Annotated in this window: 24 protein-coding genes; 13 read left to right on the forward strand and 11 right to left on the reverse strand. The window is 68.8% G+C overall.

Going from position 1 to position 26,908, the window contains the following annotated elements; genetic code table 11:
- Window positions 1-8: 8 nt before the first annotated feature.
- Genes VGE03_RS00765 through VGE03_RS00775 form a run of 3 tightly spaced genes read left to right on the forward strand, consistent with a single transcriptional unit; the run spans window position 9 to window position 6,615 of the window.
- On the forward strand, window positions 9-1,676 hold the full coding sequence (locus VGE03_RS00765) for a DUF5597 domain-containing protein (protein ID WP_331044556.1): 1,668 nt from the start codon (window positions 9-11) through the stop codon (window positions 1,674-1,676).
- A gap of 25 nt (window positions 1,677-1,701) precedes the next feature.
- On the forward strand, window positions 1,702-4,629 hold the full coding sequence (locus VGE03_RS00770; protein ID WP_331044557.1) for a TIM-barrel domain-containing protein: 2,928 nt from the start codon (window positions 1,702-1,704) through the stop codon (window positions 4,627-4,629).
- Between the two features lie 18 nt (window positions 4,630-4,647).
- Window positions 4,648-6,615 carry a sialate O-acetylesterase gene (locus VGE03_RS00775; RefSeq protein WP_331044558.1) on the forward strand — a complete coding sequence of 656 codons (1,968 nt, stop codon included), beginning with the start codon at window positions 4,648-4,650 and terminating at the stop codon, window positions 6,613-6,615.
- Window positions 6,616-6,671: 56 nt separating this feature from the next.
- Here the strand turns inward: VGE03_RS00775 and VGE03_RS00780 are convergent, their stop codons facing one another.
- A complete protein-coding gene (locus tag VGE03_RS00780) occupies window positions 6,672-8,306 on the reverse strand; it encodes an alpha-L-fucosidase (RefSeq protein ID WP_331044559.1) in 1,635 nt (544 codons plus the stop codon).
- The gene (locus tag VGE03_RS00785) at window positions 8,303-10,561 is read right to left on the reverse strand and encodes a hypothetical protein (protein WP_331044560.1); all 2,259 of its coding nucleotides are present in this window, start codon (window positions 10,559-10,561) and stop codon (window positions 8,303-8,305) included. Before VGE03_RS00785 ends, VGE03_RS00780 begins: the two co-directional genes overlap by 4 nt.
- A gap of 251 nt (window positions 10,562-10,812) precedes the next feature.
- Here VGE03_RS00785 and VGE03_RS00790 point away from each other — a divergent pair, with 251 nt between their 5' ends.
- The 7 genes from VGE03_RS00790 (at window position 10,813) to VGE03_RS00820 (ending at window position 17,838) form a co-directional block, all read left to right on the forward strand.
- Window positions 10,813-11,694: a 2-dehydro-3-deoxygalactonokinase gene (locus tag VGE03_RS00790; RefSeq protein ID WP_331044561.1), complete on the forward strand. Its 882-nt coding sequence runs from the start codon at window positions 10,813-10,815 to the stop codon at window positions 11,692-11,694.
- Entirely contained in the window at window positions 11,691-12,323 is a 633-nt protein-coding gene (locus VGE03_RS00795) for a 2-dehydro-3-deoxy-6-phosphogalactonate aldolase (RefSeq protein WP_331044562.1), read from the forward strand. Before VGE03_RS00790 ends, VGE03_RS00795 begins: the two co-directional genes overlap by 4 nt.
- A gap of 90 nt (window positions 12,324-12,413) precedes the next feature.
- A complete protein-coding gene (locus tag VGE03_RS00800) occupies window positions 12,414-14,123 on the forward strand; it encodes an alkaline phosphatase family protein (RefSeq protein WP_331044563.1) in 1,710 nt (569 codons plus the stop codon).
- Window positions 14,124-14,229: 106 nt separating this feature from the next.
- The gene (gene pyk, locus VGE03_RS00805) at window positions 14,230-15,663 is read left to right on the forward strand and encodes a pyruvate kinase (RefSeq protein WP_331044564.1); all 1,434 of its coding nucleotides are present in this window, start codon (window positions 14,230-14,232) and stop codon (window positions 15,661-15,663) included.
- A gap of 135 nt (window positions 15,664-15,798) precedes the next feature.
- The gene (locus VGE03_RS00810; RefSeq protein WP_331044565.1) at window positions 15,799-16,839 is read left to right on the forward strand and encodes a DNA adenine methylase; all 1,041 of its coding nucleotides are present in this window, start codon (window positions 15,799-15,801) and stop codon (window positions 16,837-16,839) included.
- A gap of 62 nt (window positions 16,840-16,901) precedes the next feature.
- Complete coding sequence (locus VGE03_RS00815; RefSeq protein WP_331044566.1) at window positions 16,902-17,153, forward strand: hypothetical protein; 252 nt, start codon at window positions 16,902-16,904, stop codon at window positions 17,151-17,153.
- A 46-nt stretch (window positions 17,154-17,199) separates the two neighbouring features.
- Window positions 17,200-17,838 (forward strand): hypothetical protein, encoded by a 639-nt coding sequence (locus tag VGE03_RS00820; protein ID WP_331044567.1) that lies wholly within the window; start codon window positions 17,200-17,202, stop codon window positions 17,836-17,838.
- Here VGE03_RS00820 and VGE03_RS00825 read toward each other — a convergent pair.
- The 3 genes from VGE03_RS00825 to VGE03_RS00835 form a co-directional block, all read right to left on the reverse strand.
- Window positions 17,835-18,461 carry a ribonuclease HII gene (locus tag VGE03_RS00825; protein WP_414644865.1) on the reverse strand — a complete coding sequence of 209 codons (627 nt, stop codon included), beginning with the start codon at window positions 18,459-18,461 and terminating at the stop codon, window positions 17,835-17,837. The genes VGE03_RS00820 and VGE03_RS00825 overlap by 4 nt on opposite strands.
- Window positions 18,458-19,054, reverse strand: a complete 597-nt coding sequence (locus tag VGE03_RS00830) for a DNA-3-methyladenine glycosylase I (protein ID WP_331044568.1) — start codon at window positions 19,052-19,054, stop codon at window positions 18,458-18,460. The genes VGE03_RS00825 and VGE03_RS00830 overlap by 4 nt, the downstream gene beginning before the upstream one ends.
- Before the next feature lie 257 nt (window positions 19,055-19,311).
- The gene (locus tag VGE03_RS00835) at window positions 19,312-19,803 is read right to left on the reverse strand and encodes a helix-turn-helix domain-containing protein (RefSeq protein WP_331044569.1); all 492 of its coding nucleotides are present in this window, start codon (window positions 19,801-19,803) and stop codon (window positions 19,312-19,314) included.
- A gap of 181 nt (window positions 19,804-19,984) precedes the next feature.
- On the opposite strand from VGE03_RS00835, the gene VGE03_RS00840 reads away from it, so the two are divergent.
- Complete coding sequence (locus VGE03_RS00840; RefSeq protein ID WP_331044570.1) at window positions 19,985-20,827, forward strand: thioesterase family protein; 843 nt, start codon at window positions 19,985-19,987, stop codon at window positions 20,825-20,827.
- 10 nt (window positions 20,828-20,837) lie between these two features.
- Here the strand turns inward: VGE03_RS00840 and VGE03_RS00845 are convergent, their stop codons facing one another.
- Together VGE03_RS00845 and VGE03_RS00850 are read right to left on the reverse strand one after the other, a co-directional pair.
- Window positions 20,838-21,464 (reverse strand): hypothetical protein, encoded by a 627-nt coding sequence (locus VGE03_RS00845; protein WP_331044571.1) that lies wholly within the window; start codon window positions 21,462-21,464, stop codon window positions 20,838-20,840.
- 138 nt (window positions 21,465-21,602) lie between these two features.
- Window positions 21,603-22,820 (reverse strand): RtcB family protein, encoded by a 1,218-nt coding sequence (locus VGE03_RS00850; protein WP_331044572.1) that lies wholly within the window; start codon window positions 22,818-22,820, stop codon window positions 21,603-21,605.
- A gap of 360 nt (window positions 22,821-23,180) precedes the next feature.
- Here VGE03_RS00850 and VGE03_RS00855 point away from each other — a divergent pair, with 360 nt between their 5' ends.
- Window positions 23,181-23,669: a hypothetical protein gene (locus VGE03_RS00855; RefSeq protein WP_331044573.1), complete on the forward strand. Its 489-nt coding sequence runs from the start codon at window positions 23,181-23,183 to the stop codon at window positions 23,667-23,669.
- Entirely contained in the window at window positions 23,669-23,974 is a 306-nt protein-coding gene (locus VGE03_RS00860; RefSeq protein WP_331044574.1) for a hypothetical protein, read from the forward strand. The genes VGE03_RS00855 and VGE03_RS00860 overlap by 1 nt, the downstream gene beginning before the upstream one ends.
- Before the next feature lie 8 nt (window positions 23,975-23,982).
- On the opposite strand, the gene VGE03_RS00865 is transcribed toward VGE03_RS00860, so the two are convergent.
- The 4 genes from VGE03_RS00865 to VGE03_RS00880 all read right to left on the reverse strand — a co-directional run.
- Window positions 23,983-24,558, reverse strand: a complete 576-nt coding sequence (locus VGE03_RS00865; RefSeq protein WP_331044575.1) for a hemerythrin domain-containing protein — start codon at window positions 24,556-24,558, stop codon at window positions 23,983-23,985.
- The gene (gene mnmA / locus VGE03_RS00870; RefSeq protein ID WP_331044576.1) at window positions 24,551-25,771 is read right to left on the reverse strand and encodes a tRNA 2-thiouridine(34) synthase MnmA; all 1,221 of its coding nucleotides are present in this window, start codon (window positions 25,769-25,771) and stop codon (window positions 24,551-24,553) included. Before mnmA ends, VGE03_RS00865 begins: the two co-directional genes overlap by 8 nt.
- Window positions 25,772-25,888: 117 nt before the next feature.
- The gene (locus tag VGE03_RS00875) at window positions 25,889-26,173 is read right to left on the reverse strand and encodes a DUF1153 domain-containing protein (protein ID WP_331034762.1); all 285 of its coding nucleotides are present in this window, start codon (window positions 26,171-26,173) and stop codon (window positions 25,889-25,891) included.
- A gap of 186 nt (window positions 26,174-26,359) precedes the next feature.
- A partial coding sequence (locus VGE03_RS00880; RefSeq protein WP_331044577.1) for a flagellar hook-basal body complex protein occupies window positions 26,360-26,908 on the reverse strand: 549 nt, incomplete at its 5' end.

Genomic DNA, 26,908 nt, shown 5'->3' on the forward strand with positions numbered 1-26,908 from the left:
AGACCGGGGTGAGTTTTGTGAACGCCCGACCGCGCGCGCTCGCTCTTCTGGCGGGATGTCTCGCACTGATCATCGGAGGCGCCGCCGGCGCCCAGACGCCCGGGCGAGGCGAGGCCGCGATCCCGCATGTGGTCCATCAGGACGGCCGCCATGCCCTGATCGTGGACGGCGCGCCGTTCACCATCCTGGGCGCCCAGGTCAACAACTCGTCCAACTACCCGGCCCCTCTGGCCGAGGCCTGGCCGGCGATCCGCTTCGTCGGCGCCAACACGGTGCAGGTGCCCATCGGCTGGGAGCAGATCGAGCCGGTCGAGGGCCAGTTCGACTTCAGCTTCGTCGATCACCTGATCGCCGAGGCGCGCGAAAACAATGTGCGTCTGGTCCTGCTGTGGTTCGGCACCTGGAAGAACACCGCGCCGAAATATGCGCCGGCCTGGGTCAAGCTGAACCCCGAACGTTTCCCGCTGCTGACCCGTCAGGACGGCACGGCCTCCTACGCCCTGTCGCCGCATTCGCGTGAGACGCTGGAAGCCGACAAGCGCGCCTTCGTCGCCCTGATGACCCATCTGCGCCGCATCGACGGCGACCGGCACACGGTCATCATGGTCCAGCCGGAAAACGAGACCGGCACCTACGGCTCGGTCCGGGACTACGGCCCCGAGGCCCAGGCCCTGTTCGACGGCCCGGTGCCGCAGGCCCTGCTGACCCGTCTGGGCAAGCAGCCCGGCACCTGGAGCGAGGTCTTCGGCGCCGACGCCGACGAGTTCTTCCACGCCTGGGCCATCGGCTCCTACGTCGGCGAGATCGCCGCGGCCGGGAAGGCGGTCTATCCGCTGCCGATGTACGTCAACGCCGCCCTGCGTAATCCGCTCGAGCACCAGGCCGCCAACAGCTACGCCTCGGGCGGCCCGACCTGGAACGTGATCGAGGTCTGGCAGGCCGCCGCGCCGGCCATCGATTTCCTGTCGCCCGACATCTACGACCGCCCGTCGCGGACCTATGAGGCCCATCTCGACCGCTACGGCCGCGCCGACAACGCCCTGTTCGTCGCCGAGACCGGCAATGACGTGCAGTACCCGCGCTTCCTGTTCTCGGTGCTGGGGCGGGGCGGCATCGGCTACTCGCCGTTCGGCATCGACTACACGGGCTACGCCAACTATCCGCTCGGCGCCCAGGAAGTCACCGAAGAGACGCTGACGCCGCTGCGCGACGTCTATCGCATCATCGCGCCGTGGCAGCGGGTCTGGGCCCGCCTGTCGTGGGAGGGCAAGGTGCGCGGCGTGTCCGAACCGGACGACCGCAGCTCGCAGACCGTGGACCTCGGCGACTGGACCGCCACCGTCGGCTATCGCCGCTGGCAGTTCGGCCAGCCCGACTGGACCTGGCTGGGCCCGCTGGCCGACGTGCCGGGCACGGAGACCCCCAACGGCGGCGCCGTCTTCGCCGAGATCGCCCCGGGTGAGTTCATTGTCGCCGGCTATCGCGCCCGCGTCGACTTCAACGCCAAGCCCTCGACCGACGGCAAGCGCCGCATGGTGCTGCGGATCGAGGAAGGCCATTTCGACGAGGACCAGAACTGGGTCTTCGAGCGCATCTGGAACGGCGACCAGACCGACTACGGCGTGAACTTCACCGATCGCCCGCGCCTGCTGCGCGTGATCACCGCCACCTACTGACCGACGACCGATACGAGTGATTGCCATGACCCACGCCCGTCTCCTGAAGTCCGCCGCCATGGCGCTGGTTCTGGCCGCGGGAGCGCCGGTCGCGGCCTTCGCCTCGCCGATGGTCCAGTCGGTGTCGACCGATCGCGTCCAGCGCCTGCCGGACGGTGTCATCGTCGTGCCGTCGGGCGGCGAGGCGAGGGCGGTGCGGCTGCAGGTCTATGGCCCGCGCACCATCCGCGTGACGGCCTCGCCGGACGACAGCTTCGAGGCCCCGGCCAGCCTGATGGTCACGGCCCAACCGCAGACCACGGGCTTCGAGGTCGAGCAGCGCGCCGATGTCGTGCTGGTCAGGACGGCGGAAGTCACCGCCGAGGTGACCCTGGCCACCGGCGCCGTGCGCTTCCTCGATCCGTCGGGCGAAGTGATCCTGGCCGAACGCGTGAACGGTCGTGAGATCGCCCCGATCACCATCGAGGACCAGACCGGTTCGCACCGCTACAACACCGTCCGTCAGGTCTTCGAACCCGGCGCCGACGACGCCTTCTATGGTCTGGGCCAGCACCAGCAGGGCGTCGCCAACTATCGCGGACACGACGTCGAACTGGCCCAGCACAACATCGACGTGGGCATTCCCTTCGTCGCCTCGACCGGCGGCTACGGCGTGCTGTGGGACAACAACTCGATCACCCGTTTCGGCGATCCGCGCGAGTACGGGATGCTGGACCAGCGCCTGATCCTGCGCGACGCCACCGGCCGCTTCGGCGGCCTGACCGCCAGCTACTACATGAACGACGAGCTGAAGGTTCAGCGGCAGGAGCACGAGGTGAACTACGAGTTCATCCGTGACCAGCAGCGCTGGCCCGAGGGCTTCAAGGCCCAGCCCGCCCAGCCGGTGCAGGTCGGCGACATGGGGCGCTCGGGTCAGGAAGGCGTCCGCGTCACCTGGGAAGGCACCATCGAGACGCCGCACGCCGGCGTGCACAAGTTCAAGCTCTACTCGTCCAACTACGCCCGCGTCTGGATCGACGGCGAGCTGCGCATCGACCGCTGGCGTCAGAACTGGAACCCGTGGTTCCATGACTTCGAGGTCGAACTGCCGGCCAACCGTCAGGTGTCGATCAAGATCGAGTGGATCCCCGGCGACGGCTACATCGCCCTGCGCCACCTCGATCCGCAGGCCGAACAGGACCAGCAGGCCCTGTCGCTGTGGTCGCAGGCCGGGACGGACCTCGACTACTATTTCATCCGCGGCGACAACCTCGATCAGGTGCAGGCGGGCTATCGCGGCCTGACCGGCAAGGCGGTCCTGCTGCCGCGCTGGGCCTACGGCTTCTGGCAGAGCCGTCAGCGCTACAACACCCAGGCCGAGGTGGTGGACACCGTCCGTCGCTATCGCGATCTGGGCCTGCCGATCGATAACGTGGTGCAGGACTGGTTCTACTGGCCGGAAAACGCCTGGGGCTCGCACCAGTTTGACGCCGCCCGCTATCCCGATCCGGCGCAGATGGTGCGCGACGTTCACGACATGAACGCCAACATCATCATCTCGGTGTGGCCGAAATTCTATCCGACGACCGAGCACTACAAGCAGCTCGAGGCCATCGGCGGCATGTACACGCGCAACGTGGACATGGGCGCGCGGGACTGGGTCGGTCCGGGCTACGCCAACAGCTTCTATGACGCCTATCTGCCCGCCGCGCGGGACCTGTACTGGCGCCAGATGTCGGACAGCTTCCGCGGCATGGGCTTCGACGGCTGGTGGCTGGACTCGGTCGAGCCGGACATGCACTCGAACCTCGACATCCCCGAGCGCACCCTGCGCATGGGGCCGACCGCCGCCGGTCCGGGCGCGCTGGTGTTCAACTCCTATCCGCTGATGAACGCCGAGGGCGTCTATCAACGCTTCCGCGCCGAACAGCCGGACACCCGCACCTACATCCTGACCCGCTCGGCTTGGGGCGGTCTGCAGCGCACCGGTTCGACCCTGTGGTCGGGCGATGTGGTGGCGCGCTGGGATGACCTGCGCGAGCAGGTGTCGGCGGGCGTCAACGCGGGCCTGTCGGGCCTGCCCAACTGGACCCACGACATCGGCGGCTTCGCGGTCGAGGCGCGCTATTCGAACCCGGCGGGCATGACGCCCGAGAACAAGGCCGAGTGGGAAGAGCTGAACCTGCGCTGGTTCCAGTTCGGCGCCTTCTCGCCGATCTTCCGTTCGCACGGCGAGTTCCCGCTGCGCGAGGTCTACAATCTGGCCGAGCCGGGCACCGATCTGTACGCCGCCTTCGGCGACCAGATGCGCCTGCGCTATCGCCTGATGCCCTACATCTACACCCTGGCGGGCGACACCTGGCACCGGGACGCCACCATCATGCGCGGGCTGGCGATGGACTTCGCCGACGACCGCCGGGTACTGGACATCAACGACCAGTATCTGCTCGGCCCGTCGCTGATGGTCGCGCCGGTGCACGAGTACCGGGCCCGCAGCCGCAAGGTCTACTTCCCGGCGGGCGCCGACTGGTACGACCTGTACACCGGCCGCAGGCAGACCGGCGGCCGTGAGGCGACCGTCGAGGCGCCGCTGGATCGCATCCCGGTCTATGTCCGCGCCGGGTCGATCCTGCCGACCGGCCCGCAGGTGCAGTACACGGCCGAGAAGCTGGACGGCCCGATCACCCTGACCGTCTATCAGGGCGCGGACGGCAGCTTCGATCTCTATGACGACGCGGGCACGACCTACGGCTACGAGCGGGGCGAGTTCTCGCGCATCCCGCTGCGCTGGGACCAGCGTTCGGGCGTGCTGACCATCGGCGCGCGTGAAGGCTCTTACCCGGGCATGCCGGCGAGCCGCACCTTCCGGGTCCGCTTCATCAACGGCGCCACCCGCTCGGCGCTGGACTGGGATGCGGCCAACGCGCAGGTGGTTGAGTACACCGGCGCGGCGGTTCAGGTTCGCCGTCGCTAATCCGTGAGGGGCAGGACCATGTGGAAGCGTTCCGGATCGCTGGCCCTCGGCCTTCTGCTGGCGGCCGGGGCGGCGCATGCGCCGGCCTGGGCCCAGACCCCGGCGCCCGCGCCCTTGATGGCGGACGTGTTCCAGGACCATGCGGTTCTGCAGCGCGGCGGCCCGGTGCCGGTCTGGGGTCGGGCGGCGCCCGGCGTGGCGGTCTCCGTCACCCTCGGCGAGCACAGCGCGCAGACAACCGCAGGCGCCGACGGCCGTTGGAGGGCCAACGTCACGCCCCCGGCGGCGGGCGGCCCCTATGTCCTGTCGGCGCAGTCCGGTGGGCAGGTGCAGACCCTGAACGACATTCTGATCGGCGACGTCTGGCTGTGTTCGGGCCAGTCGAACATGGAGTTCGGCCTGCGGCAGGTGACCAATGCCGAGACCGAGGTCGCCAACTCCGCCGATCCCAACCTGCGCCTGCTTCTGGTCGGCCGTCGCAGCGAGGCCCGCGTCGATGAGACCGGCCTGCCGGCTGACAGTGTCTGGAAGGCCTCCGGCCCCGCCAGCACCCCGAATTTCGGCGCCGCCTGCTACTTCATGGGGCAGGAGCTGCGTCGCACCCAGCAGGTGCCGATCGGCCTGATCTCGGCCTCCTGGGGCGGTTCGATCATCGAGGACTGGCTGAGTGAAGCATCCCTCCGTCAGGCGGGCGACTATGCCGAGACGCTGGACATCCTGTCGGCCTATGCGACCTCGCCCGAGAGCGGGACCGCGCAATGGAACCGGATCTCCGAACAGTGGTGGCGCGCCAATGATCCGGGGCTGAAGGAGACCATCCCGTGGTCCGACGCCCGCCTCGACGACAGCGGCTGGACGCTGGTGAAACCGCAAGGGTTCTGGGAGACCGACGGCCCGGCCCTCGGCAACTATGAGGGGACCGGCTGGTATCGGACCTCCATCCAGCTGACCCGCGCGCAGGCCCGGGGCGAGGCGAAGATCAGCCTCGGACCGGTGGACGACATGGACGTCGTCTTCGTCAACGGTCACCGCATCGGCGGCATGCAGGGCTGGGACACGCCCCGCGACTATGTCATCCCGGCGGGCGTGCTGCGTCCGGGGCGCAACGTCATCGCGGTCGGGGTGCTGGATCTCGGCGGCGGCGGCGGCATGTGGGGCCCTGCTGACGCCAAACGCATCGAACTGGCCGACGGCTCGACCGTCTCCCTGGCCGCGCCCTGGCGATTCCAGACATCGGCGGCGCTGAGCAGCCTGCCCGGACCGCCGCGCGTGCCGTGGATCGGCGGCAGCGGCACGACGACCCTCTACAACGGCATGGTCGCGGGCCTCGGGCCCTACGCCCTGACCGGTTTCGCCTGGTATCAGGGCGAGTCCAACGTCAACGATCCGGTCGGCTACAGCCGTCTGCTGACGGGCCTGATGGCCGACTGGCGCGCCCGGTTCGAGAACCCGGACGCCGCCTTCCTGGTGGTCCAGCTGGCCAATTTCGGCCCGGCCTGGAGCGAGCCGCACGGCTCGAGCTGGGCCGAGCTGCGGGACGTCCAGCGTCAGGTGGTCGAGGCCGATCCGCGCGCGGGCATCGCCGTCGCCATCGACATCGGCGACCGCTACGACATCCACCCGACCAACAAGCGCGAGGTCGGCCGCCGTCTGTCGCTGGAGGCCCGTCGTCTGGCGGGAGACACGACCGTCGCCCGCTCACCCTCGCCGGTCAGCGCCGTGCGCGAGGGCGACCGCATCCGCATCGACTTCGCCCATGCGGGGACCGGTCTGGTGACGCTCAGCGCCGATGACGCCGTCGGCTTCGAGGTCTGTGATCAGGACAAGGTCTGCCGCTTCACGCCGGGTACGGTGCAGGGCGCGACGGTGTGGCTGACCGCGCCGCAAGCCGGCTTCGTGCGCTTCTGCTGGGCCGACAGCCCGGTCTGCAACCTGTACGGCCCGGACAATCTGCCCGCCGTGCCGTTCGAGCTGCCGGTCCGCTAAAGGGACCGCGGATGAAATCAGGGCCGGACGGGTGATCCCGTCCGGCCCTTTTTCGTTCAGGCCAACCCTGCGCCGCGGATGCGGAAGGCCGGGACGAAGGCCACGGGGCGATCGACGGGCAGGTCGATGACCAGCCCGTCCGCCGTCTGGCTGAAGGGCAGGGCGCCGCCGCCGACCAGTTCGACCCGCTCGACCGTACGGCCCTCCAGCGCCTGACGGCCCAGCGACCGGACGCGGACCTTGCCGTCTTCCGGCCAGTCCAGCGCCAGGGCGTAGAGGATGCCGGCGCGGGTGGTGAAGCGGATGTCCCCGGCGGTCCACGGCCGGGCGCCGCCTTCGCCGTGCATGCCTGCGGCCACCGCCGTCGGGCCCTCACCGTAGATGCGCCAGGGGCGGCTCTCGAAGATAACCTCGCCGTTGACCCGCACCCACGCCGCCAGATCGCCGAGGATGGCGCGCTCGTCGGCGTCGATGGAGCCGTCGCCGCGCATGGGAATGCTGAGCAGCAGGTTGCCGTTCTTGGACACCACATCGCACAGCCGCTGGACCACGCTCTTCGCCGGGACATAGCTGTGATGCTCGAACCGGCTGCGATTGTAGTGCCAGTCGCCGATGCAGGTGTCGGTCTGCCAGGGCTCGGGCATCAGGGCGTCGTTGAAGCCGCGCTCGACGGTCTCGACGATGCCGCGCCGCTGCCGGGGCTCCAGCCGCTTGCCGTTGACGACCGGCAGCTCGCTCCGCCATGCCAGCGAGGCGTTGTAGAGGTAGGCCGTCGCGTCCAGTCCGTGCTGGCCCAGAGGCAGGCCGTAGTTGTCGAAATAGACCAGATCCGGCTTGTACCGGTCGACCAGATCGCGCTGGCGGGCGACCCATGAGCGGACGAAGGCCGGGTTGTTCTCCGGCGGGGTCTCGATCCACTGGCCGTCGCGTTCGTCGTGCCAGGCGTTCATCTCGGCGATGGAGCCGATGCCGTTGGGCGGCGCGAAGGTCGGGCCGGTGTAGAGCTCCTGCGGGTCCAGTCCGTCCCACCATGTGCCGGCGCCGTCGGCGCGGGTCAGGGTGGCGGCGTCATAGCGGCGACCGGCTTTCGGCCCCTCGGCGTCATAGCCGTAGGCCGTCTGCCACCAGTGCCAGGCGTGGGCGCCGTGGTTGCTGACCCCGAAGCGCAGGCCGCGCGCGCGCACCAGCCGCTCCCACGTTCCGACGATGTCCTTGCCCGGTCCGACGCGGGTGCTGTTCCAGGCGTGATGCCTGGAGTCGAACAGGTCCAGATTGTCGTGGTGCTGGGCCATGGCCACGACGTAGCGGGCGCCCGCCGCCTGGAAGAGGTCCAGCAGTTCTTCCGGCCGCCACGCCTCGGCCTTCCACTGGCCGATGATGTTCAGGAAGCCCGTCTCGCTGGGGTGGCCGTAGTGGGCCAGGTGATGGTCGTAGAATGGGTTGCCCTGGATATACATCTGGCGGCCGTACCAGTCGCCGAACTCGGGCACGCATTGCGGCCCCCAGTGGGCCCACAGCCCCAGCTTGGCGTCGCGGAACCAGTCGGGCGTCGAATAGCCCGCGATCAGCGAGTCCCACGTGGGCTGGAACGGGCCCGGGCCCGCCGCGCCGCCGGTCGTCGCGCAGCCCGCGACGGGGAGCGCCGAGGCGGCGAGGCCCGCCTTCAGAAGATTGCGCCGGGTGCTGCTCACGATTGTCCCTCCGGTTCCCCATAGACCACGCCACGGCCGTCGGTGGCGACATAGACCCGCCCGAAGACGCGTGGATCGCCCGCGATGGCGCGGAAGCGGCGGGCGTACTCGTGCCGGGCGTCATTGACCCGGATCCAGCTGATGCCCTCGTCGTCCGACCGCCAGACCCCGCGCACGTCGCCCCGCGTGCCGATGGCGAACAGGGCCGGGTAGGTCTTTCCGGGCGGCGCGCGGCCGAAATCCATCATCTCGACCGACAGGTCCGTCGCGACCCGGTCGAACTGCTGGCCGGCGTTGCGGCTGCGGAACAGACCGCTGCGCGAGACCAGCCACAGGTCGCCCTCATGCCGGGGCGTCGCCTTCAGCGGCCAGGCCTGCTCTCGCCAGGTGACGCGGTCGGGGTTCAGGTCGTTCGGCAGTCCGCGGCTGGCGATCCGGGTGAAGCTGCGCGCGCCGTCGGTGCTGACGAACCAGCCGCCGGTGGTGAAGTCGAGGGCGTAGAGAAGCTGGCCGTCGACCCGGTCGGCGACCGGACGCAGGAACAGGGGCAGGCCCTGTGACGGCCGCCAGCCGGCGCCCCGGTCGTCGGAGTACATGACCTGCGGCGTGATCAGCACAAAGGTCGAGCCGTCGGCGGTCACCGTGATCGGCGCGTCGCGGTACAGGTCCATGCGCGGGTTGGGCGAGACCTCGGCGGTTCCGGCGGGGCGCGGACGCCCCAGCGGCTTCCAGCTGCGTCCTGCGTCCTCGGACCAGGCGATGGTCGAGCCGTCGTGGCCGTCCGAGCCGACGCCCTCATGCGGCGTGCCGCTGCGCACCACGATGTTCGGGGCCCGTCCGGCGTAGTCGATCTGGTTGGTGTTGGCGAAGACCGGGGTGGTGAACTGCAGGTCGGGAGAGCGGTCGAGGTCTTCATGGGCGAAGCCCGAGATGTCGCCGAAACCGGTCAGCAGCTTGGGCCCGGTCGGCGGGCTGACGAGGGTGATGACGGCGGTCTGCTCGATCCCTTCCACCCACGGCGCCCAGTCGGTGGCGCGGGCGGACAGGTTGGAGGTCGCATAGACGGTCGCTCCGGTCGCATAGACCGCCCGCTCGCCATCGAACGGATCGATGGCCAAGGCCGCGATCCACCAGCCGAAGTCCGGCTCGTCATTGCCCCAGTAGAGGTAGGGCGTCGCGCTGACGTCCCGGCGGGCGTGTTCGCGCAGGCTGGTCCAGCTGCGCCCGTCGTCGGTCGAGCGCCACAGGGTGTCGCCCGGCTGCCAACGGTTCAGGGTCGAGACCAGGACGACCCCGGGCTTCGTCCGGTCCAGCGCCACGCCCATGAATCCGCCCAGCGGACGGGGCGGGGTGATGTCGCGCCATTGGTCCGTCTTCGTGTCCAGCCGCCAGACCTGTCCGTCGCTGACGCCGTTCGGACCGATGCCGAGGGTGCAGGTCAGGAACAGGACGCCGCGATCATCCAGCTCGGCCTTGGCGGCGGACAGTTCAGGGCGCGGGCCGCCCGCGACCGGCGCCCAGGTCGCTCCGGCATCCGTCGAGCGGAACAGGCGCGGCCCGCCCGGATCGGCCACCCCGACGAGAATGGTGCGCGAGCCCGAGCCCGGCGTGCCGCTGGTCGGGTCGAAGATCACGAACGACAGGCCGGCATGGGTCGGACCGTTCAGGTCGAGGCCCTGTCCCCGGACGGGGAAGCTCCCGACCCGTCGCCAGCTCAGCCCGCCGTCGGTGCTGCGCTGCAGGCCGTCGTGGCGCGAGCCGAAGTAGAGAACGCGGGTGTCGTTCGGGTCGATGGCCAGCCGTTCGCCCAGCCCGCGCCCGTCCTCGTTGCCGCCCATCCGGAAGTCGACCGGCGTCCGCCGCCAGGTGGTTCCGCGATCATCGGACCGCAGCATGGCCGCCGGGGCGTGGCGGCTGACACCGACAGCGGCGTGGACCACATTCGCGTCGACCGGATCGGGCGCGATGCTCTCGACGCCGAAGTCATTGGAGATGGGAGTGTCGTCCTGCAGGGGCAGCCAGCGCGACAGGCCGGAATCCCAGCGATAGGCCCCGCCCATGTCCGAACGGGCATAGGCCAGACCGCGCTCGACGCGGCTGAAGACGATGCCGGGAATGAAGCCGCCCGCACCGACCTTCACATTGCGCCAGCGATAGGGGGGCGTCTGCTCCGGCAGGGTCGCGCCGGCCAGCAGGGGCGTCGCCGCCAACAGCGCAGCCTGTCGCCGCGTCAGACCGCTCTTCCTGTCTGTCATGTTTCCTCAAACCGCTTCTCTGTCGGAATGTTAGCGCTATCTAGAATGAGCTTGACGGCTTTGTCACCCATGAAGCATATTTGCATTGGTGAAAACGCGATCACCGCTGAAGCGTCGTCAGGCCCAACCCGTCGACCTTTCCCTCAGCGGTCTCGCGGCGGCCCGGCGGTCTCCCTATTGCATCGGGCCGTGAACTCTAATCGGCGCGGCGGTCATCGCCGCGCCGTTCCTTTTTCGCTAATCCGGTTGGCATGACTCGAGCGACGGCCCTGATCGGCGTGGACTGGGGATCCAGCAATCTGCGCGTCTTCCGGATGGGGGAGGGCGGGGCGGTGCTGGATCGCCGCGCGGACGGGCGCGGAGCCTCATCCCTGAAGCCGGAGCAGTTCGCCGATGTGCTGACGGAAGTGGCCGCCGACTGGCTGGCCGAGGACCTGCCGGTGCTGGTCTGCGGCATGGCCGGCGCCCGCGGCCGCTGGCTGGAGGCGCCCTATGCGCCCTGTCCCGCGGGGCTGGCCGATATCGCGGCCTATGCCGTCCGGCCGATCGATGCGCCGGAAGTCCGTATCCTGCCCGGGGTGGCGGTGTGGCGCGAGGGCTGTCTGGATGACGTCATGCGCGGCGAGGAGACCCAGTTGCTGGGGCTCGACCGGGGCTTCGACCGTGTCGTCGCCCCCGGCACCCACAGCAAGTGGGCGCGACTGGACGGCGGGCGGATCATCGACTTCCGCACCCATATGACCGGCGAACTGTTCGCGGCCCTCAGCCGGAGCCCCTCGTTCCTCGGCGGCGAGGCCGGGACGGACCACGAGGCGTTCGAGGCGGGGGTCTGCGCCGGTCTGGAAGACGGGCCGCTGGGCGCGAGCCTGTTCTCGGCCCGGGTCGGGATGCTGGCCGGTCGGGTGCCGGCGACGGGACTGCAGGACTATCTGTCCGGCGTGCTGATCGGCGCCGAGATCGCGGGCGAGACCCGCGACGGCGAACCCGGCCGGATCGCGCTGCTGGGCGCGCCCGGGCTGGCGGAACGGTATCGGACGGCGCTTGCGCTGGCCGGGGTTGAGGAAGTGATCGTCACGGATGTCGAGGCGGCCACCGCCGCCGGTCTGTGGCGCGCCTGGGAGGCGATGCGATGACGACGGCTGTTCTCGATCGACTGGACGCCCTGCCGCTGGTGGCCATCCTGCGCGGCCTGACGCCGGAAGAGGCGGTGGATGTCGGTGAGGCCCTGCTGGGTGCGGGCTTCACCTGCCTCGAGGTGCCGCTGAACTCGCCGCGGCCGCTGGACAGCATCCGGCGGCTGCGCGAGGCGCTGGGCGACCGCGCGGTGGTCGGTGCGGGCACGGTGCTGACTCCCCAGGCGGTTCGTGAGGTGGTCGACGCCGGGGGGCAGATCATCATCTCGCCCAACGCCGACCCTGAGGTGATCCGCGAGACGGTCGCTGTCGGCGCCCTGTCCATGCCGGGCGTCTTCACCGCCACCGAGGCTTTCTCCGCCCTGAAAGCCGGGGCGCAGGTGCTGAAGCTGTTTCCGTCCGAGATCGCCGGGCCTGTGGGGCTGAAGGCCCTGCGCGCCGTTCTGCCGGCGGACCAGCGCCTGTACGCGGTCGGTGGGGTGACGCCGGACAATCTTGCGGGATGGGCCGCCGCGGGCGCCTCGGGCTACGGCATCGGCGGGGCGCTGTTCAAGCCCGGCATGACGGCGGCCGAGGTGGGCGAGCGCGCCCGCGCCTTCGTGAACGCCTGGAACGCCGCGCGGGGCTAGCCTCGGCGGGCGAGGGAGCGTAGCAGTCCGCGCCTGTCGCAGGGCTGTCGCGCTGGAGCGCTAGGCCGCTGCGACCGCAGGAGAGCTTCAGTGAACCGAGTCCGTACGACCTTCGTGGCCGCCGCCGCCCTTCTGGCCCTCGGGGGCTGCGCCACCGTTCAGGGCTGGCTGCCCAAGCGCGAGGCGCAGGCCGCGCCCGCCGCTGCTCCCGCCCCGGTTCCGGCGTCAACGGAACGGCCGACGCTGGTGGTCACCATCGTGATCGACCAGTTCAGCGCCAACCTGTTCAACCAGTACCGCGACGACTTCACCGGCGGCCTGGCCACGCTGGCCCGTCAGGGGCGGGTCCACGCCAACGGCTTCCAGCAGCACGGCCTGACCGAGACCTGCCCGGGGCATTCGACCGTCCTGACCGGCATGAACCCGACCCGCACCGGCATCCCCGCCAACGACTGGATCGATCCGGCGACGGGCAAGGAGGTCTACTGCCTGTTCGCGCCGCAGAACCATCTGGCCCACGGCGACGACACGACGGACAACGGCGCGGTCGGCCCGGAGCAGTTGCAGGCGAGCACCCTCGCCGACTGGCTGAAGGCGGCCAGCCCGCAGAGCCGCGTCTACGCCGTCTCGGGCAAGGATCGCGGGGCGATCAACCTGAACGGCCATCGCGGCGACGGCGCCTACTGGTTCACCGACGGCTTCGGCTTCACCACCTATGTCGAGCCCGGGCAGACCGCGGAGGGGCGGCTGCAGCCTGTCGCGGCCCTCAACCGCCGGATCATGGAGCGGCTTCGCGCGACGCCGCCGTCCTGGACCTACACCCACGACGCCTGCCGCCGTCTGGACGGCGAGTGGCAGATCAACGGGCGGACCTTCAACTCGTCCCTGCCGCCTCAGAACTTCGCCGTCGACAACTCGCCGATCCTGGATGAGCTGACCCTCGAAGCCGCGACCGAGCTGCTGGAGACGCAACAGCTGGGCCGCCGGGGGATCGTCGACATGCTGGGCGTCAGCCTGTCGGGCACCGACCGTATCGGTCACGGCTACGGCACCCAGGGGCCGGAGATGTGCGAGCAGATGTTCCGTCTGGACGCCGCGCTCGGCCGCTTCCTGGAGCGTCTGCCGCAGGGGACAGTCGTGGTGCTCACCGCCGACCACGGCGGCTCCGACTTCGTCGAGCGACTGGCCGTGCGGGGCTATCCGCATGCGCACCGCGCCGACCCGCAGCGACTGGCGGCGATCAACGAGACCCTGAAGGCGCAGTTCGGCCTGGCTGACGGTCCGCTGTCCTCGGGCGGCAGCGGACTGGTGGTCGGCGACAAGGACCAGAAGGCGCTGCCGGAGCCGCTGCGCGCCCGGATCATCGAGGCGGCCCTGCCGCTGCTGCGGGCCAATCCCGATGTCGCTTTCGCCGAAAGCCGCGATGTCCTGCTGGGCGAGCCCCTGCCGCCGGCCGATCTGACGCCCGATCTGATGACCGTGCGCCAGCGGATGCGACTGTCGACCGTCGCGGGCCGTTCGCCCGACATCATCGTGGCCCTCAGCGAGAACGTGGTCTCCGGGGGTCGTGTCGGCGGGACCATCTCCAACCACGGCACGCCGTGGGACTATGACCGCCGGGTGCCGATCATCTTCTGGTGGCCGGGCGCGGAGGGGCAGGAACGCTTCCTGCCGATCCGCACCATCGACATCGCCCCGACCCTGGCGCCGATCATCGGCGTGCAGACGCCGGCGGGACTGGACGGCCGCTGCATCGACCTGCAGGCTCCGGGCGGCTCGACCTGTCCGGCGGTCCGCTGAGGGCGCGTCCATAAACTCGTGTTTCGACAGGCCGGAGCGGCCTTACCCGTTTCGCGTTTCATAGGCACAAGGGGCCAACATTCGTAAAAAGACCCAGAGCCACACGATGAACAGAGCCCGGCGCGCCCGCATTGTCGCCACCCTCGGACCCGCCAGCCGGGCGCCCGGGACGGTGAAGGCGCTCGCCCAGGCCGGTGTGGACGTGTTCCGCCTGAACTTCAGCCACGGCTCGCACGAGGATCACGCCGCCGCCCTGAAGGCCGTGCGCGGGGCGGAGATGGCGCTGAAGCGCCCGCTGGGCGTGCTGGCCGACCTGCAGGGGCCGAAACTGCGCCTGGGGCGTTTCGCCGACGTCGAGATCTCGGTCGCGCCGGGCCACAAGATGCGCTTCGACCTTGACCCGACCCCGGGTGACGAGACGCGGGTGCAGATGCCGCATCCGGAAATCTTCAAGGCGCTGCGCACCGGCATGCTGCTGCTGCTGGACGACGGCCGGGTCCGGCTGCGCGTCGGCGACCGCACGGATGAGTGGGCCGATGTGACGGTCGAGAGCGGCACCAAGCTGTCCGACCGCAAGGGCGTGGCCGTGCCGGAGGCGGTGATTCCCGTCTCGGCCCTGACGCCGAAGGATCGTGAGGACCTCGCCTTCGCCCTGCGCATCGGCGTGGACTGGGTCGCCCTCAGCTTCGTTCAGAAGGCCGAGGACATGGCCGAGCTGAAGCAGCTGGTGAAGGGCAAGGCCGCCTGTCTGGCCAAGATCGAGAAGCCGCAGGCGCTCGCCCAGCTGGACAGTATCCTGGACTACTGCGACGGCGTCATGGTCGCCCGCGGCGATCTGGGCGTGGAGCTGGAGCCGGAAGAGGTGCCGGTGGCCCAGAAGCAGATCATCCGCGCCGCCCGCCAGCGCGGCGTGCCGGTGATCGTCGCCACCCAGATGCTGGAATCGATGACCTCGGCGCCCGCTCCGACCCGGGCCGAAGCCTCGGACGTCGCCAACGCCGTCTACGAAGGGGCGGACGCCATGATGCTGTCGGCCGAGACCGCCTCGGGCCAGTATCCGCTGGAAGCCGTCGGCATCATGAACCGGATCATCGAGCGGGTTGAAGCCGATCCCCTGTGGCCCAGCCTGATGGACGCCGAGCACGCGGGGATGGAGGAGCATGACGTCGACGCCCTGGTGGCGGCGGCGCGCAAGGCCGGCGAGGCTTCCTCGACCGCCTGTATCGTGGTCTTCACCACGACCGGCGGCACCGCCCGCCGGATGGCGCGCGAGCGGCCGCTGCAGCCGGTGCTGACCCTGACCCCGAACCCGGACACCGCCCGCCGTCTGGCGCTGGTCTGGGGGCTGGAGACCCGGCTGGGCAAGGAGCCGACTTCGTTGGAGGACGTCACCGAGGACGCCGTCGCCAGCGCCATGGAGTTCGGCCTCGCCGAGCCCGGCCAGCGCATCCTGATTCTGGCCGGTACGCCCTTCGGCGCGCCGGGGGCTGCGAATCTGCTGCGTCTGGCGCATGCTCCGGCCAGGAAGGGCAAGCGCTGATCCGTTCCTCCCCCTCGGGGGAGGGGGACCATCCGAAGGATGGTGGAGGGGCGTCGGCCGAAGACGCGGTATGGGGCTGAAACCCCTCCACCGCTTCGCGGTCCCCCTCCCCCGGAGGGGGAGGAAAGGGCTGACTTGATCAAGTACATCGGCTCCAAGCGCGCCCTGCTGGGTCAGGTGGCGTCCGCTGTCCGGACCCTGCTGCCGCAGGGCGGGACGGTGTGCGACCTGTTCTCCGGCTCGGCCCGCGTGGGCCATGCGCTGAAGGGGCAGGGGTTCCGGGTCTGGTCGAACGATCACAACGCCTACGCCCACACCCTGGCCACCGCCTATGTGCAGGCGGACCGGGAGCGGTGGCTGGAGCGGGCGGAAGGCGTGCTGGCGGAGCTGCGCGGACTGAAGCCCGAAGCGGGCTGGTTCACCAAGGCCTTCTGCGAGGACGCCCGCTTCTTCCATCCCGATAACGGCGCGCGGATCGACGCCATGCGCGAGCGGATCGCGACGATGGCGCTGGAGCCCGAGCTTGAGGCCGTGGTGCTGGTGGCCCTGATGGAGGCGGCGGACCGGGTGGATTCCACGGCCGGCCTGCAGATGGCCTATATGAAGTCCTGGGCCTCACGGGCGTTGAAGCCGTTGGAGCTGCGGATGCCCGACATCCTGCCGGGTGTCGCCGGTGGTCCCTGCAAGGCGACCCATGCGGACGCGGTCGCCATCGCGCCGGAGATCGAGGCGGACCTCGTCTATCTGGACCCGCCCTACAACCAGCATTCCTACCTCGGGAACTACCACTGCTGGGAAAGTCTGGTCCTGTGGGACAAGCCCGAGACCTACGGCGTGGCGAACAAGCGGATCGACGTGAAGACCCGCAAGAGCGCCTTCAACAGCCGCCCCGGCATCGGCCCGGCGCTGGAGGCCGTCATCGCCGGCCTGAAGGCGCCCAATCTGGTCGTCTCCTTCAATGACGAGGGCTATCTGAGCCGGGACCAGCTGGTGGCCATGCTGTCCACGCGGGGCGAGGTGCAGGTGATCGAGATCGCCCGGCCCCGCTATGTCGGCGCCCGCATCGGCATCCATAATCCGAAGGGCGAGAAGGTCGGAGCGGTCGGCCGGCTGCGGAATGTCGAATATCTGTTCGTCGTCGGACAGCACCGGATCGACCTGGCCGACGCCGCCTGAGAACGGGGGCGAGGGAACGGCTTGAGTCCGCGACCGTTCACTCGGTCATGGATACGATGCACATGACCCCCTCGCGCCGCATGCAGGGCGTCCGCGCCTATGATCGCGCCGCCGATGCGTTCGGCGTCGTCGCCTGGAAGGCGCCCACGCCCAAGCGGTTTGTTCCCCACGTCGCCAACGACCTTCCTGAAACGGCGCCGGAGCCGACCGTCGGTGAGATGCTCGGCGCCATACCCCGCTGGGCCGTGGTCATCGGCGGCGGGGTGGTTGCGGCGTTGATGGGCGCCATGCTGGGCGGCGCGCTTCATATCTGATTGGGCGTTTTGCAAGGCCGTGTCAGGGTGATGGGCGGAGGGCCCCATGATCCTGAGCTTGCTGTCTGTTTTCCTGCTTTCGCCGATGCAGGACGCGCCGCCGGTGGACTGCGTCGCGCGCCCGTCGGACTGCCGCACGCTGCGGGAGTACTCGCTGAAGGCGTACGGCCAGACCATTGTCATTGACGGCGGCGCGGTCGTTCCGTGGTTTCAGGACGGCGCCCTGATGGTGTTCGTCGGGGAATCCGTCGTGGTCGACGTGGACGGGGAGAAGCCCGTGGTCGAGTCCCATGGACGGGCCTCGGAAGTGCTGGCCGAAAGCAGGCTTGGACCGCTCCTCGGCCTCGTGCAGGGCGTGACCGATGAGGCGCCGAGGCTGCATTCCAGCGATCCTCTCGAACTGGACGGACCCGACGGTCGCCTTCGTATCTCGTTCATTCAGGGCCCCGGCGTCGAGGACATGATCCTGACGGTCGAGAACGGCTATGAGGGGGCGCTGACCTATCGCGCCGTGATGATGGCCCTCGGTCCCGACGGCCAGACCCGATGGGCGCGGACCTCGGTCTGCACGGTTCCGCCGGGCATCTATGTGTTCGAGCACTGGCCGCACCCGATCGTGGGCCTGGCGCTGGGCGGGTTCGCGATCGCGCCCAAGGACGCGCCGGTCGAGCCGGTCTGTATCTAGCCTTCCAACAGCGCCTTCACCGGCCCCCAGGTCCGGCGGTGTTCCGGGCAGGGCCCGTGAAGACGCAGCGCCTCCGAATGGATCGGGGCGTTGTAGCCCTTGTGCCGGGCGAAGCCGTAGGCGGGGTAGAGGCCGTCTAGTTCGGTCATCACCCGGTCGCGGGCCGTCTTGGCGAGGATGGAGGCCGCCGCGATCGACAGGGACAGGCTGTCGCCCTTGACCACGGTCTGGATCGGGCAGGGGAGCTTGAAGCGGTAGTTGCCGTCCACCAGGGCGGCGACCGGCGGGACCTGCAGGGCCTCGATGGCGCGGCACATGGCCAGGCCCGTGGCGCCGAGGATGTTCAGCTCCTCGATCTCGCGCGCCGAGGCGAAGCCGACGCCCCAGGCGATGGCGCGGGCCTTGATCTCGGGCTCCAGCGCGGCGCGGCGCTTCTCGGTCAGGGCCTTGGAGTCGTCGATGCCGGGCGGCAGGTCGTCCGGATTGAGGATCACCGCCGCTGCCGACACCGGCCCCGCCCACGGTCCGCGCCCGGCCTCGTCGACGCCGCAGACCAGCCCGCCGGCGGACTGGGCCAGCAGGGTCTCAAGGGCGAGGGTGGGGAAGGCGCGGTCGGAGCTCACGGGCGGGCCATCGCACGGACGGCCTTGTGACGGAAGCAGGTCGTCTGGTGGTCGTTGACCATGCCGACCGCCTGCATGAAGGCGTAGACGATGACCGGGCCGCAGAAGTTGAAGCCGCGCTTCTTCAGCGCCTTGGCCATGGCCTCGCTCTCGGGCGTTTTCGTCGGGGCTTCGCGGAAGTTGGACCAGTCGTTCTGGACGGGTGAGCCGCCGACGAAGGACCAGAGCCAGGCGGAGAAGTCCTCTCCGTTGTCGCGCATCTCCAGCCAGATCTGCGCCCCGCGGATGGCGGCGTTGATCTTGGCGCGGGAGCGGATGATGCGCGGATCGTTCAGCAGCCGCTCGATGTCGGCCTCGCCGTAGCGGGCGACCTTCTCCGGATCAAAGCCGTCGAAGGCGTCGCGGATGCCTTCGCGCTTTTTCAGGATGGTGATCCACGCCAGCCCGGCCTGGAAGCCGTCGAGGATCAGCTTCTCCCACAGGGCCCGGGCGTCATACTCGGGCACGCCCCATTCCTCGTCGTGATAGGCGATGTAGAGGGCGTCGGTGGTCCCGCACCAGCCGCACCGGCCGTCAGCGTGTGAGTCGGTCATGGGGTGAGGATAGCGTGATTGGGGCGTGGGGTGTGGGGCGCTCGCTCACCTCTCCATCGTCCTTCAAGGCGATGGGGAGGACAGATCGCCGCCTTCGCCGATCAGGAGGGGGCGGCGCGGGTGTTTGGCGTTGGCCCGCCGACACCGGTGTTCGAGACGCCTCCGGCCCTGACGGAGCCGCCCTCACCTGACCGTCGCTGGCGCGCCGGTCTGTCCTCTCCATTCGCTTGAAGGCGAATGGAGAGGTGAAGCCGGGATCAGGCCGCGTCTTCCTTGGGCAGGACTTCACCCACGGTCGGACGGTTGCGGTCGTGGATCAGCTGGATGTCGCGCGGTTTGACCTGCTCGTTGCAATGGCCGCAGGCGATGCGCGGGTTCAGGTCGTGGCCGCAGGTCTTGTGGACCATCTTCAGCCCGGCGTTCTCGTCGCCGTAGACGTGCTTGGCGCCCCAGGCGTGCAGGGTGACCAGGACGCCGTACAGGTCCTTCCCCTTGGCGGTCAGGACGTACTCGTTCCGCGGCGGGCGCTCGGAATAGAGCCGGGGCTCCAGCACGCCGTGCTGGACCAGGGTCTTGAGGCGGGCGGCCAGCACGTTGCGGGCGACGCCGAGACGCTCCTGCCACTGTTCGAAGCGGCTGACGCCGTTGAAGGCGTCGCGGATGACCAGCAGCGTCCACGGATCCCCGATCACCTCGAGGGTGCCGGCGATGGTGCAGCTCTGGCGAGAATAGTCGGCGGTGCGTCCCATACGGATGAAAGTGACGCCGCGTCAGCCGTTTTGCAAGAGGGTTGCCAATCTGAACCCACTAGGTAAGTCTTATTTCGCTACGGACACGTTCTGGCATCTGCCGGGCGTTTCCTGGTCCCTTGAACTCCGGGCGGAGGACTGAGGTCTTCCGCCCGTCCTTTCGCGCCGATAGACCGACCGCATGACCGACCAGACCCTCGACGAAGCCCTGACCCTGACGGACGACGGCCAAGGCGGCCTGCTGGCCCCGATGACCGGCTCCTTCTCCAACGCCCCCACCATGGCGCCGCCTGAGCGGGGCTCGCCCTTCGGCGGTCTGATGGCGGCGCTGGCGGCGAAGGCGGCGCGCGAGACCCTGGGGATCACCACGCCGCTGCGCACGGTGGCGACCCAGTTCCACATCGGGGCGAAGTTCGAGCCGATGACGATCACCAGCGAACTGCTGCGCGGCGGGCGCTCGGCCTCTTATGCCTCGGTGCGGGCGGGGCAGGGCGACCGGCTGGCGATGAGCGGGCTGATCACCTTCGGCGCGCCCGGCGAGGGGCCGGAGTTGCGCGCCGCCTCGATCACCCCGCCGCCGCTGCTGGAACAGCCGATCACGCCGATGGACCCGCAGTTCGGGCCGCACTTCATCAAGCACGTGGAGCACCGCTTCGTCGGCGGCATCCAGCTGTTCGGCCGCAACGAAACCGACCGGATGGGGGTGTGGATGCGCACCGTGGACGGCAAGCCGCTGGACGAGGCCCGTCTGGCCTTCCTGCTGGACGCCACCTTCCCGGTCTACTGGACCATGCTGCCCGCCCCGCCGGCGATCTCGGCCACGGCGGACCTGCGCTACGACTTCTTCGGCCCGGTGCCGGAGGACGCCGCCCCGGACGGCTGGACCTATTTCGAGTTCGTCTCGCGCGACAGCCACGGCGGCTGGACGGTCGAGGACGCGACGGCCTGGGCCCAGGACGGCCGCCCGCTGGCGGTGGGCCGCCAGCTCAGGAAGGTGCTGGCGATGCGGCCGCCGAAGGGATGAGACGGCGGGCTCATTCCGGCGCCGCCACGGGCTCGGGCCCGGCCCAGTCGAAATCGCGATAGGTGGCTTCGTCGCGGGGGGATGAGTAACCCACGAACACGCCGCCATCATACTGACGGAGGAATATCCGCCGCATACCCTGTTCTCTGGACAAGGTCAGATGCTGTCGGGCGAAGTCGCGTCGGGGCACGGGTTCGCGGGTTCCGTCAGGCCGCGGTATCCACGCGAAGATCACGACCTCCTTTGATCTGAAGGGCCGAAAATCCAGAAGTCCGGTCAAATCCTGCTGGGTCTGTCGAAATTCGTCATCCGTGGTGGATAGCCAGCACTGACGGAAGAAGGTCTCTCCGTCTCCGGGCGACGTCCAGTGAAACGCCGACGTCAGTATCCTTATCGTCGTTCCGTCCGAGGTCCGCTGGAGGCCACGCAGGTTCGGGCCGAAGGAGCCGCGCAGATAGAGGCGTGGAATGTCGTCCGGCGTCATCCAACTGAACCCGTCCTGCTCCGCCCGATGCCAGGTCAGACGGTGGTCGCCGTCGGGTTCGATGCAGTAGCGGTCGGCGAGGTCCGCGAGACTCTCGGCGGGCGGGTCTTGCGGCGGCGAGGCGAGGGCCAGTGCGGCCAGCAGCGTGAGCATCGATCATCCCCCGGAGAGCCGCGTCCGGACCGGACTGCGCCGCGCAACTCCAGACTGTGAGGGCGGCGCAAAGGCGACGTCAAGGTTGCCGGTCGGAAACGACGAAAGCCGGCCGCGCTTGCGCACGACCGGCCTCCGTCATCCCTTGACGCACACCACCTGACGCAGGGTGTGCACGACTTCGATCAGCTCGGACTGGGCCGCGATCACGGCGTCGATGTCCTTGTAGGCCATCGGCGTTTCGTCGATCACGTCCGCGTCCTTGCGGCACTCGACGCCTTGGGTGGCGCGGACGTGGTCCTCCACCGTGAAGCGGCGCTTGGCCTCGGTCCGGCTCATGGTCCGACCGGCGCCGTGCGAGCAGGTGCAGAAGCTTTCCGCATTGCCCTTGCCACGCACGATGAAGGACTTGGCCCCCATCGAACCGGGGATGATGCCCAGTTCGTCCAGCTTGGCCGACACCGCGCCCTTCCGGGTCAGGAACACGTCCTTGCCGAAGTGGCGCTCCTTGGAGACGTAGTTGTGGTGGCAGTTCACCGCCTCCTGCGTCGTCTCCAGCTCCGGCCAGAACGCGCGCAGCACGTTCAGGACGCTGTCCATCATCACCTCGCGGTTGGCGCGGGCGTATTTCTGCGCCCAGGACACCGCGCGGATGTAGTCGATGAAGCCCTCCGACCCTTCCGGGAAGTAGGCCAGGTCCTGATCCGGCAGGTTCAGGAACCAGCGGCGCGCTTCATGCTTGGCCCGCTCGATGAAGTAGGTCCCGAAGCGGTTGCCCACGCCCCGCGAGCCGGAGTGCAGCATCACCCACACGTCCCCCGCCTCATCGAGGCAGAGCTCGATGAAGTGGTTGCCCGTGCCCAGCGTGCCCAGGTGGCCGAAGCCGCGCGGGTGCGCCGCCTTGGGGTGCTTCTCCACCACGGCGTCGTAGCCGGCCTTGAGGTCGGCCCAGCGGGTCACCGCCGAGGCCGGGGGCTCGTCGGCCCAGGCGCCCTTGTCGTTGCGCCCGCCGTTGTCGGTCCGGCCGTGCGGAACGGCCGCCTCGATGGCGGAGCGGATGCCCGACAGGTCGTCCGGGAGGTGCTCGGCGCGGATCGAGGTCCGCACCGCCATCATGCCGCAGCCGATGTCCACGCCCACGGCGGCCGGGATGATGGCCCCCACGGTCGGGATCACGGACCCCACGGTCGCGCCCATCCCCCAGTGCACGTCCGGCATGACCGCCACGTGCTTATGGATGAAGGGCAGCGAGGCGACGTTCTTGAGCTGCTTGAGCGCGGCGTCCTCGATCGGCACGCCGCGGGTCCACGCCTTGATGGGCGCGCCCGGGCTGTCGATCACGTCATAGTCGCGCATGGGTCTCTCCTTTCTTTCGTCTGATCCTTCCGGACCGGCGGGAGAGCTGTCTTGCGGATACAAGAAACCCCTCCGGCCGGTGGCGGGAGGGGGTGCTTGAAAACCGAAGCCGTTACGGCCCTGTCGTTCCCTTACGCTCCCTCCACGCACGCGTCCTTGCCCTCGACCGCTCGGCGGTCGAGCTGCATGGGCAGCCGCGAGGTGACGTAGGAGAAGGCGAACATGGGTCGTCTCGTTTTCGGGAGGGCGCTGATATCCGAAGCTTCGGCGGATGGCCAGCCCCTAGAGAAATTTCTAGAGGTATTGATAATCTATCAATAAAAATCTATACGACTCCCGAAGTTGCAGGGAGGGCGGCACATGCGGGACGTATCGGAATACAGCCTTGAGGAGCTCAGGGCCTTCATCGCAAATTACGAGAGACTGGGGCGGGCCGGGGAGCCGTACTACGATCAGTTGCTCGCTGAGCTTCAGGCTCGGGAGACGAAAGAACTCGATTTCGACCGATCCATGAAAGCTATCATGGGAGCCGCTCGGGAGCGGCGCTACATTTCTTACGGCGAAGTCGCCCGCGCGAACGGGTTGGATTGGTCGTATGCTCTTAACCGGCAAATGCCGAAGCACCTCGACCTCATAATCGCCAAGTCCCATGCGAAAGGATTGCCGCTCATCACAGCAATCGTTGTGAACCAGAACCATCTGGATTCCGGCAATCTTGAAGCGGCTTCACTTCGTGGCTTCATCTCCGGTGCCAAGCGGCTCGGTTACGTTGTCCAGGATGATGAGCGTTTCCTGAGGGATCATCAGAACCGCACGTTCGAACTCGCGACTGACGGAGGAGTAGCCTGATGACCGAAGACGAAATGGAACGTATCTGCGCAGGACTAACCACCAAATCGGAGAAAATCCGGCGGCTCGGTGCCGCGGGAGTGTCCAAGGGTGATATCGCTAGGTATTTAGGTGTAAGGTATCAGTTCGTTTATAACGTTCTAAAGGTTGCGGATCAGCCGCTAGCTCTCGATCAGAGCTTGCCGACCGCTCAAGTCGAGTCGCAGAGCGTCGCTGAAGTCCTTACGATCGCGGAAGCAAAGCGTCGCTTGGCTATAACCTTTGGTGTGGACCCGTCGGCGATTCGGATCACGGTCGAAGGCTAGGTCAGCGATCAGTGCTGGAAGCCGCGCAGGTGGATCAGGGGGATGACGATGTCCTCCTCGTCCTCCAGATGGCGCAGGAGGGGCGCGGCGCCGGCGTCCAGCGCATCGCCCAGACGGGCGGCCTTGTCGGCGGCGTCGGCGGCGTTGGACGCCACCGCCTGATGGAAGGCGAGGCCCGACTGGAACAGGGTCTCCAGCTGGCCGTGGATGGCGTCGTGGTCGCGGTCCAGCAGGTCGATGCCGTGCTCAATGCGCGGCTCGATCCTGCGCATCATGGGGAAGTACTGGCCGCTTTCGATGCGGTGGTGACCGTCGAGGTGCTGGAGGAAGGACTGCAGGGCCGGGATCAGCTGGCGGTGCAGGACGTGGATTTCCCCGCCCGCGCGCCACTGGCTGACCAGCCCGTCCATATGGGCCTGATGCCCCCGGAAGGAGCCGTGCATCTGCAGCCAGAAGGCGGCGGTCTGGTCGAGACCGGGCTCGGCCCAGCGGTCGCGGGGGTATTCCTCGCGCAGGTACAGCATCTCGACCGGCAGGCCGTGCCGGGTGGCCAGCGCCAGCGCTTCGGCGGACGGTTCAGACAACCGCGGTGGTCGCGGTGATGAAGCCGCCGCCCAGCAGGCGCTCGTCGTCGGCGGGATCGTAGAGGGCGCAGGCCTGACCGGGGGCCACGCCCTCCTCGCCGCGTTCGAAGACGACGGAGACCACGCCGTCCTCGATCTTCAGCCGGGCGGGGGAGGGCGGACGGGTCGAGCGGACACGGGCCAGCACCGGCGCGCCTTCCTCGGCGGCCGCTTCGATGGAGGGCTGGTCGCCCAGCCAGTTGGTCTCATCCAGCGTCAGGGAGGCGGTCAGGAGGGCTTCGCGCGGGCCGACGATGACGTGGCGCTTCACCGGGTCGAGCCTGGTCACGAACAGGGGCTCGCCGACGGCGACGTTCAGGCCCCGGCGCTGGCCGATGGTGTAGTCGGTGATGCCCGCGTGCTTGCCGAGCGTGCGGCCGTCCATGTGCACGATCTCGCCGGCCTCGCGGCCTTCCGGGCGCAGCTTGTCGATCAGCGAGCGGTAGTCGCCCGACGGCACGAAGCAGATGTCCTGGCTGTCCGGCTTGGCGGCGATGCGCAGGCCCAGCTCGAGGGCGACGCCGCGCACCTGCGGCTTCTCCAGGTCGGCCAGGGGGAAGCGCAGGTAGTCCAGCTGCTCGGGCGTGGTGGCGAACAGGAAGTAGGACTGGTCGCGCGAATGGTCGATCGCCTTGCGCATCTGGGCCCGGCCGTTAACGACCGCGCGGCGGACATAGTGGCCGGTGGCCATGGCCTCGGCGCCCAGGTCGCGGGCGACGTCCAGCAGGTCGCGGAACTTCACCGTCTGATTGCAGCGAATGCAGGGAACCGGGGTCTGGCCCTTCAGATAGGAATCCGCGAACTGGTCGATCACGGCGTCCTTGAAGCGGCTTTCGTAGTCGAGGACGTAGTGGGGGATGCCGATGAGCTCGGCGGCCAGACGGGCGTCGTGGATGTCCTGACCGGCGCAGCAGGCGCCCTTTTTCTTAAGGGCCGCGCCGTGGTCGTAGAGCTGAAGCGTGACGCCGACCACATCATAGCCGGCCTTGTGCAGCAGGGCGGCGACGACGGTGGAATCCACTCCGCCTGACATGGCCGCGACCACGCGCGATCCAACCGGCAGGCCGACGGCTTGTCGCGCGCTCTCGATCGCGGCGTCCAGGTCGGCGGCGCCGGACATGGGGGCGATGGTCGGAACGGGGCAAATATCGTCAGCCAGGGTCATCGCCGCCATATAGAGGTCCCTGCGTTCGATTTCGAGGCATGGCCCTGAAAACGATAAAGGCCGCCTCCGTTGCCGGAAGCGGCCTTTATCCTTGAGCCTATCGCGCTTCGCGCTACTTGAGGCCCATCAATCCCGGTAGCTCTGGATGCGCGTGGTGCGCAGCCCTTGCATGCCCCATTTGTCGATCGCCTGTTGCCAGGCGATGAATTCCTCGGCCGTCAGACGATACTTCGCCAGGGCGTCTTCCAGGCTGATCAGACCGCCGCGAACGGCGGCGACCACTTCGGCCTTGCGGCGGATCACCCACCGGTTCGTATCCGCCGGCGGGAGATCCCGCAGGGTCAGCGGCGTGCCCGTCGGGCCGACCACGTACTGTTCGCCTCTGTTATTAAGGCGTCGCTCTTGCAGCATGGGCTTAAGCCTCTTTCACCACCACCATAGACGCGCAAGCTAGGCCCGACCCCGCTAAGGGCCGTTTAAGCGTCGTGGTGAAGGAATGGCTAAGACGCATCCTCCGCGTCCGGCGCCCGCCAGGCGCCGGAAACGAAGGATTCATCGAGTCTAACAAAGGCTTACTCATCGATTCCGGTTAATCGATCAGCGCTTGATGTTGATCAGTTCCGCCAGCATCTCGTCGGCGGTGGTGATGATCTTCGACGAGGCCGAATAGGCGCGCTGGGTGGTGATCAGGCCGGTGAACTCGGTCGACAGGTCGACGGTCGAGGCTTCCAGCTGCGACGCCCCCAGCAGGCCCGCGCCGCCGGTGCCGGGCGCCTTCAGGTTGAAGGTGCCGGAGCTCTGGCTGACACGGAAGGCGTTGCCCGAGACCTCGGTCAGGTTGTCGGCGCTGGGGAAGGTGGCCAGGGCGACCTGGGCGATCTTGCGCATCACGCCGTTGTCGAAGATGGCGGTGACGAAGCCGGTGTCGTCGATCTTCACCTCGGTCAGGTTTCCGAAGGCGGTGCCGTTCGTATAGGTCGCCTGGACGATCGAGGTGCTGTCATACTGAGTCAGGCCGCCGGCGGCCGCCGTCAGGTCGATCGCGATGGTCTGGGCGGCGATGCCGAGTCCCGCAGCCCAGGTGCCGTCGGGGGCGACGGCGGGCGGAACCGGCGGAACCGAACCGGAGGCGCCGAGCGTCAGGCT

Source organism: Brevundimonas sp., assembly GCF_036400995.1.
Taxonomy (GTDB): domain Bacteria; phylum Pseudomonadota; class Alphaproteobacteria; order Caulobacterales; family Caulobacteraceae; genus Brevundimonas.

What these genes read in the sequence shown, in the direction of transcription:
- VGE03_RS00845 (WP_331044571.1), bottom strand. Translation starts at nt 21,464, where the DNA reads ATGCTCACGCTGCTGGCCGCACTGGCCCTCGCCTCGCCGCCGCAAGAC.
- VGE03_RS00770 (WP_331044557.1), top strand. Translation starts at nt 1,702, where the DNA reads ATGACCCACGCCCGTCTCCTGAAGTCCGCCGCCATGGCGCTGGTTCTG.
- VGE03_RS00835 (WP_331044569.1), bottom strand. Translation starts at nt 19,803, where the DNA reads ATGGGACGCACCGCCGACTATTCTCGCCAGAGCTGCACCATCGCCGGC.
- VGE03_RS00795 (WP_331044562.1), top strand. Translation starts at nt 11,691, where the DNA reads ATGACGACGGCTGTTCTCGATCGACTGGACGCCCTGCCGCTGGTGGCC.
- pyk (WP_331044564.1), top strand. Translation starts at nt 14,230, where the DNA reads ATGAACAGAGCCCGGCGCGCCCGCATTGTCGCCACCCTCGGACCCGCC.
- VGE03_RS00860 (WP_331044574.1), top strand. Translation starts at nt 23,669, where the DNA reads ATGACCGAAGACGAAATGGAACGTATCTGCGCAGGACTAACCACCAAA.
- VGE03_RS00840 (WP_331044570.1), top strand. Translation starts at nt 19,985, where the DNA reads ATGACCGACCAGACCCTCGACGAAGCCCTGACCCTGACGGACGACGGC.
- VGE03_RS00790 (WP_331044561.1), top strand. Translation starts at nt 10,813, where the DNA reads ATGACTCGAGCGACGGCCCTGATCGGCGTGGACTGGGGATCCAGCAAT.
- VGE03_RS00855 (WP_331044573.1), top strand. Translation starts at nt 23,181, where the DNA reads ATGCGGGACGTATCGGAATACAGCCTTGAGGAGCTCAGGGCCTTCATC.
- VGE03_RS00815 (WP_331044566.1), top strand. Translation starts at nt 16,902, where the DNA reads ATGACCCCCTCGCGCCGCATGCAGGGCGTCCGCGCCTATGATCGCGCC.
- VGE03_RS00775 (WP_331044558.1), top strand. Translation starts at nt 4,648, where the DNA reads ATGTGGAAGCGTTCCGGATCGCTGGCCCTCGGCCTTCTGCTGGCGGCC.
- VGE03_RS00820 (WP_331044567.1), top strand. Translation starts at nt 17,200, where the DNA reads ATGATCCTGAGCTTGCTGTCTGTTTTCCTGCTTTCGCCGATGCAGGAC.
- VGE03_RS00830 (WP_331044568.1), bottom strand. Translation starts at nt 19,054, where the DNA reads ATGACCGACTCACACGCTGACGGCCGGTGCGGCTGGTGCGGGACCACC.
- VGE03_RS00875 (WP_331034762.1), bottom strand. Translation starts at nt 26,173, where the DNA reads ATGCTGCAAGAGCGACGCCTTAATAACAGAGGCGAACAGTACGTGGTC.
- VGE03_RS00785 (WP_331044560.1), bottom strand. Translation starts at nt 10,561, where the DNA reads ATGACAGACAGGAAGAGCGGTCTGACGCGGCGACAGGCTGCGCTGTTG.
- mnmA (WP_331044576.1), bottom strand. Translation starts at nt 25,771, where the DNA reads ATGGCGGCGATGACCCTGGCTGACGATATTTGCCCCGTTCCGACCATC.
- VGE03_RS00850 (WP_331044572.1), bottom strand. Translation starts at nt 22,820, where the DNA reads ATGCGCGACTATGACGTGATCGACAGCCCGGGCGCGCCCATCAAGGCG.